14 protein-coding genes and 1 pseudogene are annotated in these 15,954 nt (G+C 73.0%); 6 read left to right on the forward strand and 9 right to left on the reverse strand.

What is annotated here, in order from left to right; all coding sequences use genetic code 11:
* Positions 1-416: 416 nt before the first annotated feature.
* Positions 417-2,159: a glycosyl hydrolase family 18 protein gene (locus tag ACH4J0_RS07145; RefSeq protein WP_396237063.1), complete on the forward strand. Its 1,743-nt coding sequence runs from the start codon at positions 417-419 to the stop codon at positions 2,157-2,159.
* Between the two features lie 174 nt (positions 2,160-2,333).
* Here ACH4J0_RS07145 and ACH4J0_RS07150 read toward each other — a convergent pair whose 3' ends face one another.
* The 6 genes from ACH4J0_RS07150 to ACH4J0_RS07175 all read right to left on the reverse strand — a co-directional run bounded on the left by ACH4J0_RS07150 (position 2,334) and on the right by ACH4J0_RS07175 (position 8,284).
* Positions 2,334-3,647 carry a multidrug effflux MFS transporter gene (locus tag ACH4J0_RS07150; RefSeq protein WP_396237065.1) on the reverse strand — a complete coding sequence of 438 codons (1,314 nt, stop codon included), beginning with the start codon at positions 3,645-3,647 and terminating at the stop codon, positions 2,334-2,336.
* 222 nt (positions 3,648-3,869) lie between these two features.
* Positions 3,870-4,352, reverse strand: coding sequence for a hypothetical protein (locus tag ACH4J0_RS07155; protein ID WP_396237067.1), 483 nt, complete (start codon positions 4,350-4,352; stop codon positions 3,870-3,872).
* 377 nt (positions 4,353-4,729) lie between these two features.
* On the reverse strand, positions 4,730-5,608 hold the full coding sequence (locus ACH4J0_RS07160; protein WP_396237069.1) for an alkaline phosphatase family protein: 879 nt from the start codon (positions 5,606-5,608) through the stop codon (positions 4,730-4,732).
* 163 nt (positions 5,609-5,771) lie between these two features.
* Positions 5,772-6,566, reverse strand: coding sequence for an ATP-grasp domain-containing protein (locus ACH4J0_RS07165; RefSeq protein ID WP_396237071.1), 795 nt, complete (start codon positions 6,564-6,566; stop codon positions 5,772-5,774).
* Positions 6,567-6,571: 5 nt separating this feature from the next.
* Positions 6,572-6,949 carry an ADP-ribosylation/crystallin J1 gene (locus ACH4J0_RS07170; protein ID WP_396237073.1) on the reverse strand — a complete coding sequence of 126 codons (378 nt, stop codon included), beginning with the start codon at positions 6,947-6,949 and terminating at the stop codon, positions 6,572-6,574.
* Positions 6,950-7,096: 147 nt separating this feature from the next.
* Entirely contained in the window at positions 7,097-8,284 is a 1,188-nt protein-coding gene (locus ACH4J0_RS07175; RefSeq protein WP_396237075.1) for an acyl-CoA dehydrogenase family protein, read from the reverse strand.
* Between the two features lie 348 nt (positions 8,285-8,632).
* Here ACH4J0_RS07175 and ACH4J0_RS07180 point away from each other — a divergent pair.
* A pseudogene (locus tag ACH4J0_RS07180) lies at positions 8,633-8,941 on the forward strand (GNAT family N-acetyltransferase); the annotation flags it as partial.
* A gap of 73 nt (positions 8,942-9,014) precedes the next feature.
* Positions 9,015-9,329, forward strand: a complete 315-nt coding sequence (locus ACH4J0_RS07185) for a hypothetical protein (protein ID WP_396237077.1) — start codon at positions 9,015-9,017, stop codon at positions 9,327-9,329.
* A gap of 134 nt (positions 9,330-9,463) precedes the next feature.
* On the opposite strand, the gene ACH4J0_RS07190 is transcribed toward ACH4J0_RS07185, so the two are convergent.
* Together ACH4J0_RS07190 and ACH4J0_RS07195 are read right to left on the reverse strand one after the other, a co-directional pair.
* A complete protein-coding gene (locus ACH4J0_RS07190) occupies positions 9,464-9,772 on the reverse strand; it encodes an AzlD domain-containing protein (RefSeq protein WP_396237485.1) in 309 nt (102 codons plus the stop codon).
* Entirely contained in the window at positions 9,772-10,515 is a 744-nt protein-coding gene (locus ACH4J0_RS07195; protein ID WP_396237079.1) for an AzlC family ABC transporter permease, read from the reverse strand. Before ACH4J0_RS07195 ends, ACH4J0_RS07190 begins: the two co-directional genes overlap by 1 nt.
* A gap of 167 nt (positions 10,516-10,682) precedes the next feature.
* Here ACH4J0_RS07195 and ACH4J0_RS07200 point away from each other — a divergent pair, with 167 nt between their 5' ends.
* Positions 10,683-11,273, forward strand: coding sequence for a helix-turn-helix domain-containing protein (locus tag ACH4J0_RS07200; RefSeq protein WP_396237081.1), 591 nt, complete (start codon positions 10,683-10,685; stop codon positions 11,271-11,273).
* 105 nt (positions 11,274-11,378) lie between these two features.
* On the opposite strand, the gene ACH4J0_RS07205 is transcribed toward ACH4J0_RS07200, so the two are convergent.
* Positions 11,379-13,367, reverse strand: a complete 1,989-nt coding sequence (locus tag ACH4J0_RS07205; protein WP_396237083.1) for a cholesterol oxidase substrate-binding domain-containing protein — start codon at positions 13,365-13,367, stop codon at positions 11,379-11,381.
* A 265-nt stretch (positions 13,368-13,632) separates the two neighbouring features.
* Here ACH4J0_RS07205 and ACH4J0_RS07210 point away from each other — a divergent pair, with 265 nt between their 5' ends.
* Both ACH4J0_RS07210 and ACH4J0_RS07215 read left to right on the forward strand, forming a co-directional pair.
* The gene (locus tag ACH4J0_RS07210) at positions 13,633-14,403 is read left to right on the forward strand and encodes a carbon-nitrogen hydrolase family protein (protein WP_396237087.1); all 771 of its coding nucleotides are present in this window, start codon (positions 13,633-13,635) and stop codon (positions 14,401-14,403) included.
* Between the two features lie 137 nt (positions 14,404-14,540).
* Positions 14,541-15,947, forward strand: coding sequence for a class II fumarate hydratase (locus ACH4J0_RS07215; RefSeq protein WP_396237089.1), 1,407 nt, complete (start codon positions 14,541-14,543; stop codon positions 15,945-15,947).
* Positions 15,948-15,954: the final 7 nt, after the last annotated feature.

Below are 15,954 nucleotides of genomic sequence, written 5' to 3' on the forward strand. Positions count from 1 at the left end.
CGCCCGCACGACGCCCACACAGCTTCCCCACCGCGCGCGGATCCCGCCGCGCCCCGCCATCGATCACTTCCCTTCGGCGACCGGGGCCGCATGCTGACGAACAGTTAGGTCTCTTGACAGACCAGTGGTCTAGTCCAAACATAAGCATGTCGATCCGACCGGGATGCACTGTGGGGGTGTGACCACCGGCGGCTGAGGCACCGCCCTGCCCTGCTCCGCACCACCCCCGCTCCGTACGGCGTGCGCACGTTCGCACCGTCGCCCGCCTCCACGCGAGTCGGTGGGTTCCGCACGCCCCTGCGTCCGCACCGAACACTCCGGACCAGGGCCCGCGGCCGACCCCACACGGCCGCCGGCGCCCCGGACCGCCCCGCACCTCCCCAACGTCCTGCCCCACCGAGTCTGTTGGAGAATCCATGCGTCTTCGCAGAACCCTCCAGGCCGCGTTGACGGCCTGCGCCACGCTGGCCGCCTCGGCCGGTCTGGTCGCCGCCGGGACGGGCCCCGCCCAAGCCGCCACCCCGCTCCCCACCCGGGTCTTCGCGCCCTACTTCGAGTCCTGGACCGGCCAGAGCCCCGCCACCCTGGCCGCCCAGTCCGGCGCCAAGTACCTGACGATGGCCTTCCTCCAGGCCGCCACCAAGGGGTCCTGCACCCCGTACTGGAACGGCGACACCTCCAAGCCGGTCGCCTCCTCGACATTCGGCGCCGACATCGCCGCCATCCGCACCAACGGGGGGGACGTGATTCCCTCCTTCGGTGGCTACACCGCCGACAACACCGGCACCGAACTGGCGGACAGCTGCACCGACGTCAACCAGATCGCCGCCGCCTACGAGAACCTGATCACCACCTACGACATCAGCCGGATCGACCTGGACATCGAGGACAACTCGCTGACCAACACGGCCGGCATCGACCGCCGCAACAAGGCGATCAAGGCCGTGCAGGACTGGGCCGCCGCCAACGGGCGCACCGTCCAGTTCTCCTACACGCTGCCGACCACCACCAGCGGACTGGCCGACAGCGGCCTCGCGGTGCTGCGCAACGCGGTCAGCAACAACGCGCGGATCGACGTCGTCAACATGATGACCTTCGACTACTACGACAACGCCGCCCACGACATGGCGGCCGACACCCAGACCTCTGCGCAGGGCCTGTACAACCAGCTGGCCAGGCTCTACCCGTCCAAGACCCCGACCCAGCTGTGGGGCTCGATCGGGATCACCGAGATGCTCGGTATCGACGACTTCGGCGCGGCCGAGACCTTCACCGTGGCCAATGCCGGCACCGTGTACAAGTGGGCGGTCTCGAAGGGCATCAACACGCTGTCCTTCTGGGCACTCCAGCGCGACAACGGCAACTGCGCGGGCAAGGGCGGGGACGACTCCTGCTCCGGCATCAACCAGAACACCTGGGACTTCACCCACATCTTCGCGCCGTTCACCAGCGGCTCGACGGTGACCAACGACTTCTCGGTCGCAGTGAATCCGAACTCCGGTACGGTGGAAGCCGGTTCGTCGGCATCTGCGGCGATCGCGACAGCGGTCACGGCGGGTTCGGCGCAGAGCGTCAGCCTCTCGGTCAGCGGCGCCCCGGCCGGGGTCACCGCCACCGTCACCCCCGGCAGCGTCACCGCCGGCGGCAGCGCCACCCTGAACGTGGCCACCACCTCGGCCGCCGCGGCGGGGACCTACCCGCTGACGGTGACGGCCACCGCGCCCTCCGGCACCCACACCGCGACCTACTCGCTGACCGTCACCGGCACCGCCCCGTCGACCGGCCTGGTCAACGGCGGCCTGGAGACCGGCAGCCTGGCCCCGTGGACCTGCCAGAGCGGCGGCAGCGCGGTGTCCACGCCGGTCCACTCCGGCTCGTACGCGCTGCAGGCCGCGGCCTCCGCGAGCCAGACCGGCGAGTGCAGCCAGACCGTCACGCTGAAGCCCAACACCAGCTACACGCTGAGCGGTTGGGTGCAGGGCAACTACGCCTACCTGGGCGTCAGCGGCGGCGCCACCGCCAGCACCTGGACCAACTCCTCGGGCTGGGCCCGACTGTCCGTGCCCTTCACCACCGGCGCCTCGGGCACCGTCACGGTGTACCTGCACGGATGGTACGGGCAGGGCAGCGTGTACGGGGACGACTTCTCGATCGCCTGACGGCGGTGACGGGCGAGGGCTGACAGCGAACAGATGACAGCTGACAGATTTCAACTTCTGTCAGCTGTCATCCGTTTGTCGTCAGGTGCCAGGTGCCAGGTGCCAGGTGCCAGGCTTGCCGGCTATCAGGCGTCCGGTACCCGGTATCCGGTGACGGGTGTCGGCTGGCAGGCGTCAGCCGCCGCCTCCCAGGAGCCGCCCCGGTCGGCACAGCGCCACGTACGCCGTCAGCGCCAGCACCCCGCAGCCCAGCACCACCTCCGCCAGCAGCACCGCCGACGGCCGTCCACCCAGGCTGCTCAGCGGCGCCACCACCGCGCCGCACAGGAAGTTGCCCGTCCCCAGCAGCGCCGAGGCCGTCCCGGCCGTCTGCGGCTCCACCAGGCTCAGCGCCTGCGCCGCCGTGTTGGGCAGCACCACACCGAGGCTGCCCATCAGCACGAACAGCGGCGGGCAGAACCCGGCCAGCCCGAAGTCCCACACCGTCGTCAGCAGCACCAGCGCCACCCCGGCCGCGACCGCCACCCCGAGCCCGGCCAGCATCAGCGACCGCGCCGCGAAGCGCGGTGCCAGCAACCGCCCGTTCAGCTGGGTCATCACCACGATGGACACCGAGTTCAGCCCGAACAGCAGGCTGTAGGTCTGCGGCGAGACCTGGTACACGTGCTGCAGCACCGTCGACGACCCGCTGATGTACCCGAACAGCGCGCCGAACGCCAGCGAACTGGTCAACGCCAGTCCCAGGAAGGGCAGGTGGCGCAGCAGCCGCCCGATCGTGCGCAGCGCAGCGCCCACCCCGCCGCCGTTCCGGGCCTGCGGCGGCAGCGTCTCGCGCAGCGCTCCGAACGCGGCCAGCGCAAGCAGCAGTCCGAGCGCCGTGAGCGCCCCGAAAGTGCCGCGCCAGGAGGTGAACCGCAGCAGCTGCGCCCCGATGACCGGGGCGAGGATCGGCGCCAGGCCGGATATCAGCGCGATCGAGGCGAGGAAGCGCAGCATCGCGACGCCCTGGAAGCGGTCCCGGGCGACGGCGCGTCCGATGACCAGTCCCGCCGACCCGGCGGCGCCCTGGACGAACCGGGCCGCGATCAGCACCGGGAGGTTCGGCGCGAGCACGCACACCAGGCTGGACAGGGTGTAGACGGCCAGTCCCGCGAGCAGCGGCGGGCGGCGCCCGAAGCGGTCGCTGAGCGGCCCGAAGAGCAGTTGCCCGGCCGCGACCCCGAACATCGAGAAGGTCAGGGTGAGCTGGACGGCCGCCGGTTGGGCGCCCAGGTCGTCGGCGATCGCAGGCAGGCCGGGAAGGTAGAGGTCCGTGGTGAGCGGGCCGAGCGCGGTGAGGCCGCCGAGGACCGCGATCGTGGCCCGTCCGGGGCCGGTCGGGCCGGCGGCCGCTGCCAGGACGGTACTCGGATCGGTGGTCGGGGCAGAGGCGGTCGGGGCAGAGACGGTCGGCGTGTCGTCGGCGGGGCCGACGGTCGGACCGGGCATGGGACTCCTCACGGACGCGGTGACGTGGTGTTCGTTCGCGATCCCTCCTATCGCAGCCCGGTGGGGGCGGACGACGGCAGGGGCTCACCGGGACGGATCCGCCCACCGGCCGATCCACAGCACGCGCACGACGAAGGCCCGCCCGCACCTTCCGGTGCCAGGCGGGCCGCTCGTTCCCTGGTCAGGACGGCTGATCGGCGGTCAGCGCCCGAAACAGCACCCTCAGTGCTTGGCGACGTGCTCGGCCCGCAGGGCCGCCTGCAGCGCCGCGCCGTCCTGCCACGCGTAGAGCTGGTTGCCGGTGAGCGTCACATTGTAGTGCCCGCAGGTGCCGGTGGCCTTGGCCGCGATGCCTTCCGGGAACCAGCCGGCCTTGAGCGAGACCGGCACCGGGTGCGGGCCCCGGCCCGGCAGTCCGGTGCTGCAGCCGGCGGGCAGCCGCCCCTCGGGAAGCGTGGCCCGCAGCAGCCGGTCGTCGCCCGTGGTGGACATCAGGTACTTCACCGAGGAGGCGTCGTCGGGCAACCAGGTCGGCATCGAGCGGCGCCCGGCCTTGGCCTGCGAGCCGCTGTCGTACGAGGCCTGCTCCTGGTGGCGCCCGTCGTACCACTCGGACACCCGCGGGCCGATTGCCACGGCTGCCACGGCGACGGCCATGCCGGTACCCGCGACTCCCAGCGCGACCTTGCTCACGATGCCCTTCATGCCTGGCTGCCCTCTCCGTGTCCGTTGCCGATGCGTCCGTCGATGCGTCCGTTGCCGGTCCCTCCGCGGCCTTCCGCGGCCCGCCCGGGCGGAGCGCTCCCCCGGCCGGGTGTAACCATCCTGGCCCGGGCCGCCCTGCCGCAGCGTCACCGCGAGGTCCCGATCTCGCATCCGACCCACGGGGTACCGTCTCCACCTTCAGGCGTACGTCCGCGAACCCGGTCCCCGAAGTAAGTGCCGTTCCGGCGCCCGGGCTGACACGCCGTTGTCGAGTCCGCTCCGAGCCCCGATCGAGCCTGACCCAACCGGGGCTCCGCCGCAGCCCGGCCTGCTGCACCCGGGGCATCGGCGGGGCGGCGGGAGCGACCGGGCGTGTGTCAGACGGCCGCGGGCACCGGACGGGCGACCGGGAAGGGGCGGCCGTCGAGGGTCCAGTGCGGGTCGATCGGGCGCAGCAGCGAGGCGTACACCTGGGCGGCGACGTCGGGGTGGCGGATCTCGCCGGTGGGCGGGCCGGCCGGGATGTCGTGGCCGGCGCAGGCGACCCAGGCGGTCCGCTCCTCGACCGTGCGGCCGCCGTGGCCGCCGGCGTCGACGTGCCCGTGGTCGGTGACCACGATGACGGTCCACTGCTCCTCGCCGTGGGTCGCCCGGCCGCGGACCGCGTCGAGCAGTCGGCCGAGGCGCTCGTCGGCGGTGCGCATGGCGGCGCGGTACTCCTCTCCGCAGCCGAGGAAGTGGGCGGTCTCGTCCACGGCACCGAGGTAGACGAAGGAGGCCTCCGGGTCGGCGGTGCCGAGGACGTGGACGGCCTCCCGGGTGATCTCCTCGTCGACGGTCTCCCAGGCCTCCGGGGTGTCCTCGGCCGGGGCCACGTAGGAGAGCCGGCCGGGAGCGCGGAAGAGCGGCCCGCCGGACTCGTTGATCATCAGCGGGTCCCAGCCGGCCGCGACGAAGGTGCGGCGGCGGTCGCCGCGGTTGAGGCGGGTGGCGAAGTCGGGGAAGACGTCCAGCCGGTTGCCGCCCAGGTGGTTGCCCCAGACACCGTGCTTGGCGGGCTCGACGCCGGTCACGATGGTGGCCCAGCAGGGCCCGGACATGGTGGGCGTGGTGTCCGCGACGGTGACCGGCACCAGGAACCCGGCCTCGGCGACCTCCTGGAGGCGCGGCATCGGCACCTGCGCCAGGTAGTCGTGGCGCACTCCGTCGATCCCGACGACGAGGACGCGGGGGCGGGGCCACTGGGCTGCGGACATGGTGGGGCTTCCTTTCGATCGTGCACACCCGGCCGCGCCCGCCGAGGGCGCCGCCGACCGCGCCATGCTTCACGGCCCGCCGTACCGTTCGGCGTCCGGCCGTCGAACGGCGGGTGTCCGTGAGGTGTCGGGAGGCGGACCGGTCGCGGGTACCCGCCCGTCGTCAGCCGATCGTACGGACCGTCCGGACGAAGCGCCGGTCGGGCCCGGCGAGTTGGGCGGCCGGGCCGGCAGCGCACAGCACCACGTCCAGGACCCGGTCCGGGTCGGCGGCGTAGCAGTGCGCGAACCAGGGCAGGTTGGCCTCGACCACGGCCCAGTGCTCGGCCGGGTCATACGGGTCGGCGACCGGTCCGACGTCCAGGGCGACGGCGCTGGGCAGGGTGTCCCCGACGGCGTCGAGCAGGCGGCGGGCGAAGGCGGTGGCGGCCGGTGTCAGCGGCGCCGGGTCGAGCCGGCCGAAGCGGGCGTAGCGGCTGCCGGTGAGCACCTCGCCGTCGCGCAGGAACAGCCGGTACTCGGCGGCGAAGGTCACCGGCTCGCTGACCAGGACGGGGGTGTCCGGGCCGATCCGCTCGCCGGTGCGGGGCAGCCGGGAGCCGTCCGGGTAGACCGCCGGCGGGACCGACTTGTCCGCGGGCGGCTTGACGAAGGCCGGGTGGCGCAGCGTCCAGGCCTCGGCGAGGGTGGTGAGTTCGATCCGGCGGCGGGTGAACTCCTGGGGCAGACGGGCGAGCCAGTCGTCTTCTGGTTCGAGCAGGGCGAGGCCGAGCGGCGCGGCGATCCGGGCGGCGGCGAGCGGCCCGCCGTACCAGTGGACGGGCCGCCCGGCGAGTTCCTCGACCGTGTCCGGGCCGGTCAGCACGGCGGTGGCCAGGCCGCGGCGGGCGGCTGCCGCCGTGAGCAGGACGGTGGTGCTGGTCGACTGGGCAGAGGTGAGCAGTACGGGTGCGTCCACGGCGCTCACCGCTCCGGCCGGAACGCGTGGACGACCTCGATGCGGCCGACGATGTGCCGGTTGAACTCGGCCAACTCCTCGGCCGGAACCCAGAGTTCGAGGATCATCCGGCCGCCCGACCGCTGCACGGGGTAGCGGGCGAGGAACTCCGTCTCCACCTCGAAGCGGGTGACGTAGCCGACGCCGGAGGCGGGCACGTTCCAGTCGCGGGCGATCCGGATCGCGTAGTCCTCGTTGAGGACGGGATAGAAGATCGGCTGCTCGGGCAGCCGGGGCGGCCAGGCGCGCCAGTCGGCGGCCTCGACCAGGGCCAGCTCCTGCGGGCCGGTGGGGCGCCAGAGGGTGGTGCTCGGGGGCGGTGGCTGGACGGACTGGCTGGTCATGGCAGGGACGGTAGCCGGGCCGCGACGGGCCCGGCCACCGGTTTTGACCGGGCCGGTCCCGGTCCGGCGCCACGCCCGGCGCCGGGACGGTACCGGGCGGTGCCGGGCCCGCACCGGGCGGTCCCGGGCCGGGACCAGGCCGATCCCTCAGCGGTAGGCCGACTCGCCGGTGATGGCCTCGCCGAGGACGAGGGTGTGGATCTCGCTGGTGCCCTCGTAGGTGAGCACCGACTCCAGGTTGTTGGCGTGCCGCAGCACCGGGTACTCGGTGGTGATGCCGTTGGCCCCGAGCACGGTCCGGGCGCTGCGGGCGATCTCCAGCGCGGCGCGGACGTTGTTGAGCTTGCCGAAGCTGATGTGTGGTGCGCGGGCCTCACCCTGCTCCTTGAGCCGGCCGATCCGCAGCGCCACCAGGTAGGCCTTCTCGACCTCCAGCATCATCTCGACCAGCTTCTGCTGGGTGAGCTGGAAGCCTGCGATCGGGCGGTCGAACTGGATCCGGGTCCTGGCGTAGTCGAGGGCGGCGGTGTAGCAGTCGCGGGCGGCGCCGACGGTGCCCCAGAGGATGCCGTAGCGCGCCTCGTTGAGGGAGGAGAGCGGGCCGCGCAGACCGGTGACGCCGGGCAGTACGGCGTCGGCGGGCAGCACCACCTCGTCGAAGGCCAACTCACTGGTGACGGAGGCGCGCAGGGAGAGCTTGCCGTGCACGTCGGTCGCGGTCAGTCCGCGGGTGCCGCGCTCGACCAGGAAGCCGCGCACGCCCTCCTCGGTCTGCGCCCAGACCACGGCGACGTCGGAGATGCTGCCGTTGGTGATCCACATCTTGCTGCCGGACAGCACCCAGTCGCCGCCCTTGCCGCCCTTCTGGACCGCCCGGGTGCGCATGTTCGCCGGGTCCGAGCCGAAGTCGGGCTCGGTCAGGCCGAAGCAGCCGATCAGCTCGCCGGCCGCCATGCCGGGCAGCCAGCGCTGCTTCTGCTCCTCCGAGCCGAAGGCGTGGATCGAGCGCATCGCGAGCGAACCCTGGACGGAGACGAAGCTGCGCAGCCCGGAGTCGGCCGCCTCCAGCTCCATGCAGGCCACCCCGTAGGCCACGGCGCCGGCGCCCGCGCAGCCGTAGCCGTCGAGGTGCATGCCGAGCACGCCGAGGGCGCCGAGTTCGGGGGCGAGCTCGCGGGCAGGGAAGACGCCGCGCTCGAACCAGTCGCCGATGTGCGGACGGATCCGCTCCTCGGTGAACCGGCGGACGGTGTCGCGGATCAGCCGCTCCTCGTCGGAGAGGAGGTCGCCGACCGCGAGCAGGTCGGACGGGTCGATCCGGGTCGGCTTCGACATTGAAGCTCCTTGTAGTCTCGGCGGGACACCGGCGAGTATTCCGCAACCCGCCTGGCCTCGGGCCGACGGGAGCGAGTGAGGAAGGCGACATGTCCAGCACGGCCTCCCTGGTCGAGGACGCGGCCTACGTGGTCGAGGAGCTGACGGCCGAGGAGCTGGACGCTTCCGTGGCGGAGTTCGCCGTCCTGCTGGCGGAAACCGTCAACGGCGGCGCCTCGGTCGGATTCCTGGCCCCGCTGGCGCCGGAGGAGTCCTCGGCGTGGTGGCGGGCCCTCGTCCCGGAGGTCGCGGCCAGGCGGCTGGTGGTGTGGACGGCCCGGGCGGCGGGCGGCGGGCGACGGGCGGCTCGCCGGAACGGTGCAGCTGCGGCCGGCGGCGACGGCGAACGGTCGGCACCGGGGAGAGGTGGCCAAGCTGATGGTGCACCCGGCGGACCGCGGGCACCGGCTGGCCGGGCGGCTGCTGGCGGCGCTGGAGGAACGGGCGGTGGCGTCGGGGATCCGGCTGCTGGTGCTGGACACCGAGACGGGCAGCCCTGCCGAGCGGATGTACGAGGCAGCGGGCTGGAGCCGGGCCGGTACGGTGCCGGACTACGCGGCCGACTCGACGGGCACCTTGCAGTCGACCACCATCTTCTTCAAACCCCTGGTGGCGTAGGAGTATGCGGTAGTGCCACGCGGGAGCACGACGCGGTGGCGGAACAACCGGAACGGAAACGGGGAGGCGGGGCATGGCACGTTGGGCCTTGGTCGTCGAGGAGACGGTGGGCATCGGCAAGGACCGGACCTGGGGCAGCAAGGTGCTGGGAGAGGTCGAGGGCACCCGCGAGGAAGCCGTCGCGGAGCTGCGCAAGATCGTCCCGACCTACACGCCGGACCATCCGATGAGCAGCCGGCGGCAGACGCTCCTCCGGGACGGGGACAGCTACCTGCTGATCTCGCAGGGCAGCATGCGCGACTACCACTGCGTGTTCAAGGTGTGGGAAATGCTGTGGGACAGCAAGCGGCCCGAGGTGCAGGCGGAGCGGCTGGCCGAGAACGGGTGACGGCGGACAGATGACGGACGACGGATGACAGATTTCAGAATCTGTCATCCGTTATCTGTTATCCGTTATCTGCCATCTGTCCGCTGACACTTGCCCGCCGTTCGCCTCCCGGCGGGTCGTCCGTCCGCCGCCACTCACCCCACTCCACACAGCCTCAGCACCGCCGCGGTCGCCGCACCGGCGATGACCACTGCCGGGAACGGCGCCCGACGCCAGGCGAGCACCCCCGCGACCAGGACGCCCGCCGGGCGGGCCCACCCGGCGAAGCCGTGCCCCTGGGTCAGCGCGCCGGTGGCCACCAGCGCGACCAGCAGCACGGCCGCCGCGACGGCCAGCAGATGCCGCAACCGTTCCGAGAGCGCGAGCCGGTGGCCGAGCAGCGGCCCGGCCACACGGTAGGCGTACGTCCCGGCGGCCAGCAGCAGTACGGCATACAGCGGCATCATCGGACCTCCTCCTTCACAGCCGTGACGGCCTCCGGCTCGGCCGGCTTCCCCGCTTCCTCTTCCGGCGACGACGCTCCCGGTCGTCCGGCGAACAGCAGCCCGGCCAGAGCGAACAGCACGGGCAGCCCGGCCGGGACGAACGGCGTGACTGCGACGGCCACCGCCGCACCCGCGAGCGCCGCCGTACGGGTCCCGCGATCCCTGAGCGAGGGCAGCACGAGGGCGAGCAGCACCGCCGGGAAGGCCGCGTCCAGGCCGAGCACGTCGGTGTCACCGATCAGCCCGCCCGCGAGGCCCCCGAGCAGCACCGCGATGTTCCAGACCACGAACAGCGAGACCCCGCAGATCCAGAACGCCGCCCGGCGCCGCCGGGGTTCGTGCTGCCGCAGTACGAAGGCCGCACTCTCGTCCGTGAGCAGCTGCGCCCCCAACAGCCGCCGCCACCATGGACCTTGGAGCACGTCGGCGACCGCGAACCCGAAGGGCAGCAACCGGGCATTGAGCACCAACCCGGTGGCGACGGCCGCGAGCGCGCCTCCGCCGGACAGCACCACGCCGACAGCCGCGAACTGCGAGCCGCCCGCGAACACCAGGAGGGAGAGGGTGATCGGCACCCACAGCGGCAGGCCGCCGGACACGCCGATCGCACCGAAGGAGGCGCCGACCAGCGCATCGGCGAGGCAGACCAGGGCGATGTCGCGAAGGGTGGCGTGTTCCAGTGTTCGAAGTAGCGAACGCATGTCCACCAGAGTGAACCCGAGGGCATAGTTCATCAAGTCGAACAGAGGGACCGACACAGCGAACGATGTTCGCACTGCCGCCGTGCGAGCCCCGCCGTGGCAGCATGAACGGCACCAGCAGTGGAAAGGCCGACCGAAGGAGCCTGGGGAAAGAGTGAGTGGCGAGCATGAGTGACCGGACCGCCCGGCCCGAGGGCGCCAACGGCTCCGGCGCGGAGCTGATCGGCCAGATCGCCGCGTCCATCCGGCGCGAACGCGAACGCGGTGGACTGTCGATGACCGAGCTGGCCCGACGCGCCGGCATCGCCAAGTCGACGCTCTCACAGCTGGAGTCGGGCGCCGGCAACCCCAGTGTGGAGACGCTCTGGGCGCTCGGGGTGGCGCTGAACGTGCCGTTCAGCCGGCTGGTCGATCCGCCGCGCCCGACCGTCAAGGTGCTGCGGGCCGGGGAGGGCCCGGTGACCCACTCCGAGCAGGCCAACTACGCGGCCACGGTGCTCTCCTCCTGCCCGCCGAACGCCCGGCGCGACATCTACCGGATCGAGGCCCAGCCGGGCGAGACCCGGGCCTCCGACCCGCACATGCCCGGCACCGTCGAGCACGTGATGATCGGCTCGGGCCGAGCCCTGGTCGGCCCGAGCGACGCACCGGTCGAGCTCGGCCCGGGCGACTACATCAGCTACCCGGGCGACGCCCCGCACGTCTTCCGCGCGCTGGCGTCGGACACCCTGGCCGTGATCGTGATGGAGCACATCTGACGGGCGCCGGCGGCCGGCCAGCGAGCAGCGAACAGATGGCAGCGAACAGATTTCATCATCTGTTCGCTGCCATCTGTTCGCCGCCGTCACCCGTCCCGAGGCGGGCTACTTCAGCAGCACGTCCAGGAACGCGTTCCCGAACACCCGGTGCGGATCGTAGCGGTCAAGGACAGCGATCGCCTCGTCCCAGCCGGGCCCGCCGCCGGCGCGCAGGCTGTCGGGAATGACCCGGCCGATCAGGTCCTGGTCGGACCAGGCCGCGTCGGCGGTGTAGGCCCAGCCCTTGGACCACTCGACCCGCGTGCCGGCCCGGGTGCCGTCGAAGGTACGCAGCAGCCACTGCTCCAAGTCCCGGGCGAAGCGCTCCAGTCCGGGCGTGCCGGGGAAGGCCAGGACGTCGAGCCAGACCGCGGTGTCCCACTCCGGGCGGTCCGCCCGCGGTCGCAGAGCGGACAGCAGCGGGGACCGGGCGCCCGGGACGCCGGGGTAGGACGGGTCATCCAGGCCGGTGACCCGGATCTCCACCGCGCCGTTCACCGGGAACTCACCCCGGGCCTGGTAGTCGGCGAGCAACTGCCGGTAGTAGGTCGCGAATTCGCTCACCACCCACTGCAGGTCGGCGCGCTTGGTCAGGACCGCGTACCCGTTGGCGGTGACCCGCAGCGTGGTGGGCCGCACGTACTGCAGCAGGGTGCGCGAAGGGCCCCAGAGATCGGAGCGCAGGCCGCCGGCGAGCAGGTGGGTGATCAGGTCACCGGAGAGCAGTTCGCGAAGCAGTCCGCCGGAGAGCAGGACGTCGGTGAGATCGCCGGTGAGCGCCACCTTCGCGACGAGGTACTGGAGTTGGCCGAACACGGGGGCCGATCCCCAGGCACCGGAGACGATTTGGCCGGCCAGCCGGGCGACCGGTTCCGGAACGCTGTCCGAGAAGGGGTAGTTGTAGGGCTGGTCGACGGCCCGGGAAGCGAGCGGTTTGGTCGGGCTGACGGTCCAGGTCTTGAGCCACGGGTAGTCGGTGTAGGCGAACCAGATCGCCTCGACCCGGCCGTCGCGCTCGACGAAGTCGGCGAGGGTGCGCGGGCCGTCGCCGCCGCCGAACAGTCCACCGAGCAGCCCGCCGCCGCCCGTGGCGGTCCCGGGGCGGGCGAACAGGTCGCTCGCCGGGATGTCCAGTCGGCTGACACAGCGCAGCGGCCGGTCGGCCCCGACGCGCAGCACGACCTCGGTGAGGAAGGCGCGGCCCAGGTGCACCAGGAAGGCGGCGCTGTCGGCCTCGGCGCGGTCGAAGGTGCGCAACGCGTAGCGGCCGGTGGCCGGGTCGAGCACGACGGCGGTGAGCCGCACGACCTGGTTGCTGACCGAGCCGTAGCCGTGCCCGTCCGGGCGCAGTTCGCCGTGCGCCGGAGCGGCGGTGCCGTGGCCCCCGATGGCGAGCACGCCGCCGACGGTGAGGTCGCCGGGCGCCGGGCAGGCCGTCAGGCCGAGGCCGCGGTCGGCCAGGTGGGTGAGCAGCGCCTCCATACCGGCGCCGGTCTGCGCCCGGACGGTGGTGGGCGAGTCGGCGGCGACGGCGGTGAGGTACCGGCTGGTGTCCACGATCAGGACGCGGGCGCTGGCCGGGGTCCCGTTGGCGACGGTGAGCGGCGCCCAGGTGTGCCGGTGGCCGGAGGCGCGCAGCCGCCAGCCGTTGGCGTGCGCCCAGTCGGCGAGTGCCGGCACCTCCTCGGGGGTGCGCGGCGCGCAGGTCCACAGCTGGTCGGTGCGGACCTCGCCGGACCAGTTCTCGAAGACCCGCTGGTAGAGCTCGGTGCCGGCGGGCAGGCCGGGCGGTACCGGCGTGACGGCCTCCGCGCTGTCCGGGCCGATCGTGCCGCGCAGCAGCCAGGCCGCACCGCCGAGCGCCGCGGAGGCGCCGAGCAGTTGCCGCCTGGTCAGGCCGCGTCCGGCGTCGCGGCCGCTCCCCCGGCCGTCCGGCGCGCCGACCGCGCCGTCCATGTCGTTCGCGCCGTCCGCGCCGTCCGCGCCGTCCGCGCCGTCCGCGCCGTCCGTGCCAGTCGCGCCGTTCGTACGGCTGTCGTCGTGTCCTGTGGTCATCCGGTCCGCCCCCCTGCGTCGGTTCCCCGGGCCGGGCCGCGGCGCCAGGGCGGCCGGTGTCCACCCGACCCGGTCAGGAGCGTACGAAGTGCCGTACGACCGTTTGGAGCGATCCGGCCGATATCTCACTCGTTCGAGTGATCACGGGTCGAACGGCCGAGATCCGTCCACTCCGTCCGTACCGCCCGGCGGGGGCGGTCGGCCGGCGGGGCCGCACCGGGTCCCCGACGCTTGCCGGGCTCCTCGGCGGCCGCATAGGTTGATCTTGACCACCGACTCCCACCCGACCGGAGGCCCCGCCGTGCCCTCGTCCGCGCCGCTGACCGTCACCGTCGCCCAGCCCCTCTGTGCCGACCGCGGCCGCCCGGACACCCTGGCCGTCAACGTCGAGCGGCACGCCGAGGCCGTCCTGGCGGCGGGGACCCGCCTGGTGGTGTTCCCCGAGCTGTCGCTGACCGGCTACGACCTGGCCGCGCCCGCCGTCGATCCGGCCGATCCGCGGCTCGCACCGCTGGTCGAGGCCTGCGCCGCCACCGGCACCCTGGCGCTGGTCGGCGCGCCGGTCGCGGAGGTCGGCGGGCGGGAGTCCATCGCCACCCTGGCGGTCACCGGCGGGGGCGCCGACGTCGTCTACCGGAAGATGCGCCTGCACGGCGAGGGTGAGCCCGACCGCTTCACCGCGGGCGAGAAGCCCGTCGTGCTGGAGCTGGACGGCCTGCGACTCGGCCTCGCGGTCTGCGCCGACGTCGCCGACCCCGCGCACGCCGAGGAGACCGCCCCGCTCGGCATCGACGCCTACGTCGCCTCCACCCTGTACGGCCCGGGTGCCGCGCAGGCCGAGCGCCGGGACGGCCACTGCCGGGACCGTGCCACCGCGCACGGGGTCTGGGTGGTGCTGTCCACCTCCGCGGGACCCACCGGCGTGTTCCCGGACAGCTCGGGCGGATCCGGGATCTGGGCGCCCGACGGGTCCTCGGTCGCCCAGGCCGGCACCGAGCCGGGTGAGCTGGTCCGCGCCGAGATCCCCCGGCCGTAAACCGCACCGGACCTGGCCGTCCACCGGATCGGAGATCGCCGGCCTCGAGTGGAAATACCCCGGGCCCGTGTGCGGCTGTGGTGATCGGAAGACCCGTGACCGGGCCGAGCGGGCCCGTACAGGAGGTGCAGCGCACGATGGATGACGAGCGGGAGAAGCCGCAGGAGTACCGGATCGAGCACGACTCGATGGGTGAGGTCCGGGTGCCGGCCGCCGCGAAGTGGCAGGCGCAGACGCAGCGGGCGGTGGAGAACTTCCCGGTGTCGGGCCAGCGGCTGGAGCGCGCGCACATCGCCGCGCTGGCCCGGATCAAGGCTGCCGCGGCGCGGGTGAACGCCCGCCTCGGGGTCCTGGACGAGGAGACGGCCGGTGCGATCGCGGCGGCGGCCGAGGAGGTCGCGGAGGGCCGCTGGGACGACCAGTTCCCGGTGGACGTCTTCCAGACCGGCTCGGGCACCTCGTCCAACATGAACGCCAACGAGGTGATCGCCACCCTGGCCGCCGAGCGACTGGGACGGACGGTCCACCCGAACGACCAGGTGAACGCGAGCCAGTCGTCCAACGACGTGTTCCCGTCCTCGATCCACATCGCCGCCACCGCCGCCGTCACCCACGACCTGATCCCGGCCCTGGAGCACCTGGCGGAGTCGCTGGAGCGCAAGTCCGTCGAGTTCGCGCAGGTGGTCAAGTCGGGCCGCACCCACCTGATGGACGCCACGCCCGTCACCCTCGGCCAGGAGTTCGGCGGCTACGCGGCGCAGGTGCGGCACGGGCGGGAGCGGCTGCTGGCCACGCTCCCGCGGGTCGCCGAACTGCCGCTCGGCGGAACGGCGGTGGGCACCGGCATCAACACCCCGCCCGGCTTCCCGGCGGCCGTCATCGAGGAGGTGGCCCGCGCCACCGGGCTGCCGCTGACCGAGGCCCGCGACCACTTCGAGGCGCAGGGCGCACGGGACGCACTGGTCGAGCTGAGCGGCCAACTGCGCACGGTGGCGGTCGGCTTCACGAAGATCGCGAACGACCTGCGGTGGATGGGCTCCGGCCCGCGCACCGGGCTGGGCGAGATCAACCTGCCGGACCTGCAGCCCGGTTCGTCCATCATGCCGGGCAAGGTGAACCCGGTGCTGCCCGAGGTGGTGCTGATGGTCGCCGCCCAGGTGGTGGGCAACGACGCGACGGTGACCCTGGCCGGCGCGAGCGGCAACTTCGAGCTGAACGTGATGCTCCCGGTGATCGCCCGCAACGTGCTGGAGTCGGTGCGACTGCTGGCGAACAGCGCCCGCCTGCTGGCGGACCGGACGGTGGACGGCATCACCGCGAACGTCGAACGGGCCCGCGAGTACGCGGAGTCCTCGCCGTCGGTGGTGACGCCGCTGAACCGGTACATCGGGTACGAGGAGGCGGCGAAGGTCGCCAAGCAGTCGCTGGCGGAGCGGAAGACGATCCGTCAGGTCGTGCTGGAGCGCGGGTACGTCGAGCGGGGGGACCTCACCGAGGAGCAGCTGGACCGGGCGCTGGACGTGCTGCGGATGACGCACCCGTAACCTGCGA

It is taken from the genome of Kitasatospora sp. NPDC017646 (genome assembly GCF_044329365.1).
Taxonomy (GTDB): domain Bacteria; phylum Actinomycetota; class Actinomycetes; order Streptomycetales; family Streptomycetaceae; genus Kitasatospora.

Coding starts and splice junctions, on each gene's coding strand:
- ACH4J0_RS07155 (WP_396237067.1), bottom strand. CDS start 4,352: ATGAAGGGCATCGTGAGCAAGGTCGCGCTGGGAGTCGCGGGTACCGGC.
- ACH4J0_RS07205 (WP_396237083.1), bottom strand. CDS start 13,367: ATGACCACAGGACACGACGACAGCCGTACGAACGGCGCGACTGGCACG.
- ACH4J0_RS07200 (WP_396237081.1), top strand. CDS start 10,683: ATGAGTGACCGGACCGCCCGGCCCGAGGGCGCCAACGGCTCCGGCGCG.
- ACH4J0_RS07215 (WP_396237089.1), top strand. CDS start 14,541: ATGGATGACGAGCGGGAGAAGCCGCAGGAGTACCGGATCGAGCACGAC.
- ACH4J0_RS07150 (WP_396237065.1), bottom strand. CDS start 3,647: ATGCCCGGTCCGACCGTCGGCCCCGCCGACGACACGCCGACCGTCTCT.
- ACH4J0_RS07185 (WP_396237077.1), top strand. CDS start 9,015: ATGGCACGTTGGGCCTTGGTCGTCGAGGAGACGGTGGGCATCGGCAAG.
- ACH4J0_RS07195 (WP_396237079.1), bottom strand. CDS start 10,515: ATGCGTTCGCTACTTCGAACACTGGAACACGCCACCCTTCGCGACATC.
- ACH4J0_RS07190 (WP_396237485.1), bottom strand. CDS start 9,772: ATGCCGCTGTATGCCGTACTGCTGCTGGCCGCCGGGACGTACGCCTAC.
- ACH4J0_RS07145 (WP_396237063.1), top strand. CDS start 417: ATGCGTCTTCGCAGAACCCTCCAGGCCGCGTTGACGGCCTGCGCCACG.
- ACH4J0_RS07160 (WP_396237069.1), bottom strand. CDS start 5,608: ATGTCCGCAGCCCAGTGGCCCCGCCCCCGCGTCCTCGTCGTCGGGATC.
- ACH4J0_RS07170 (WP_396237073.1), bottom strand. CDS start 6,949: ATGACCAGCCAGTCCGTCCAGCCACCGCCCCCGAGCACCACCCTCTGG.
- ACH4J0_RS07175 (WP_396237075.1), bottom strand. CDS start 8,284: ATGTCGAAGCCGACCCGGATCGACCCGTCCGACCTGCTCGCGGTCGGC.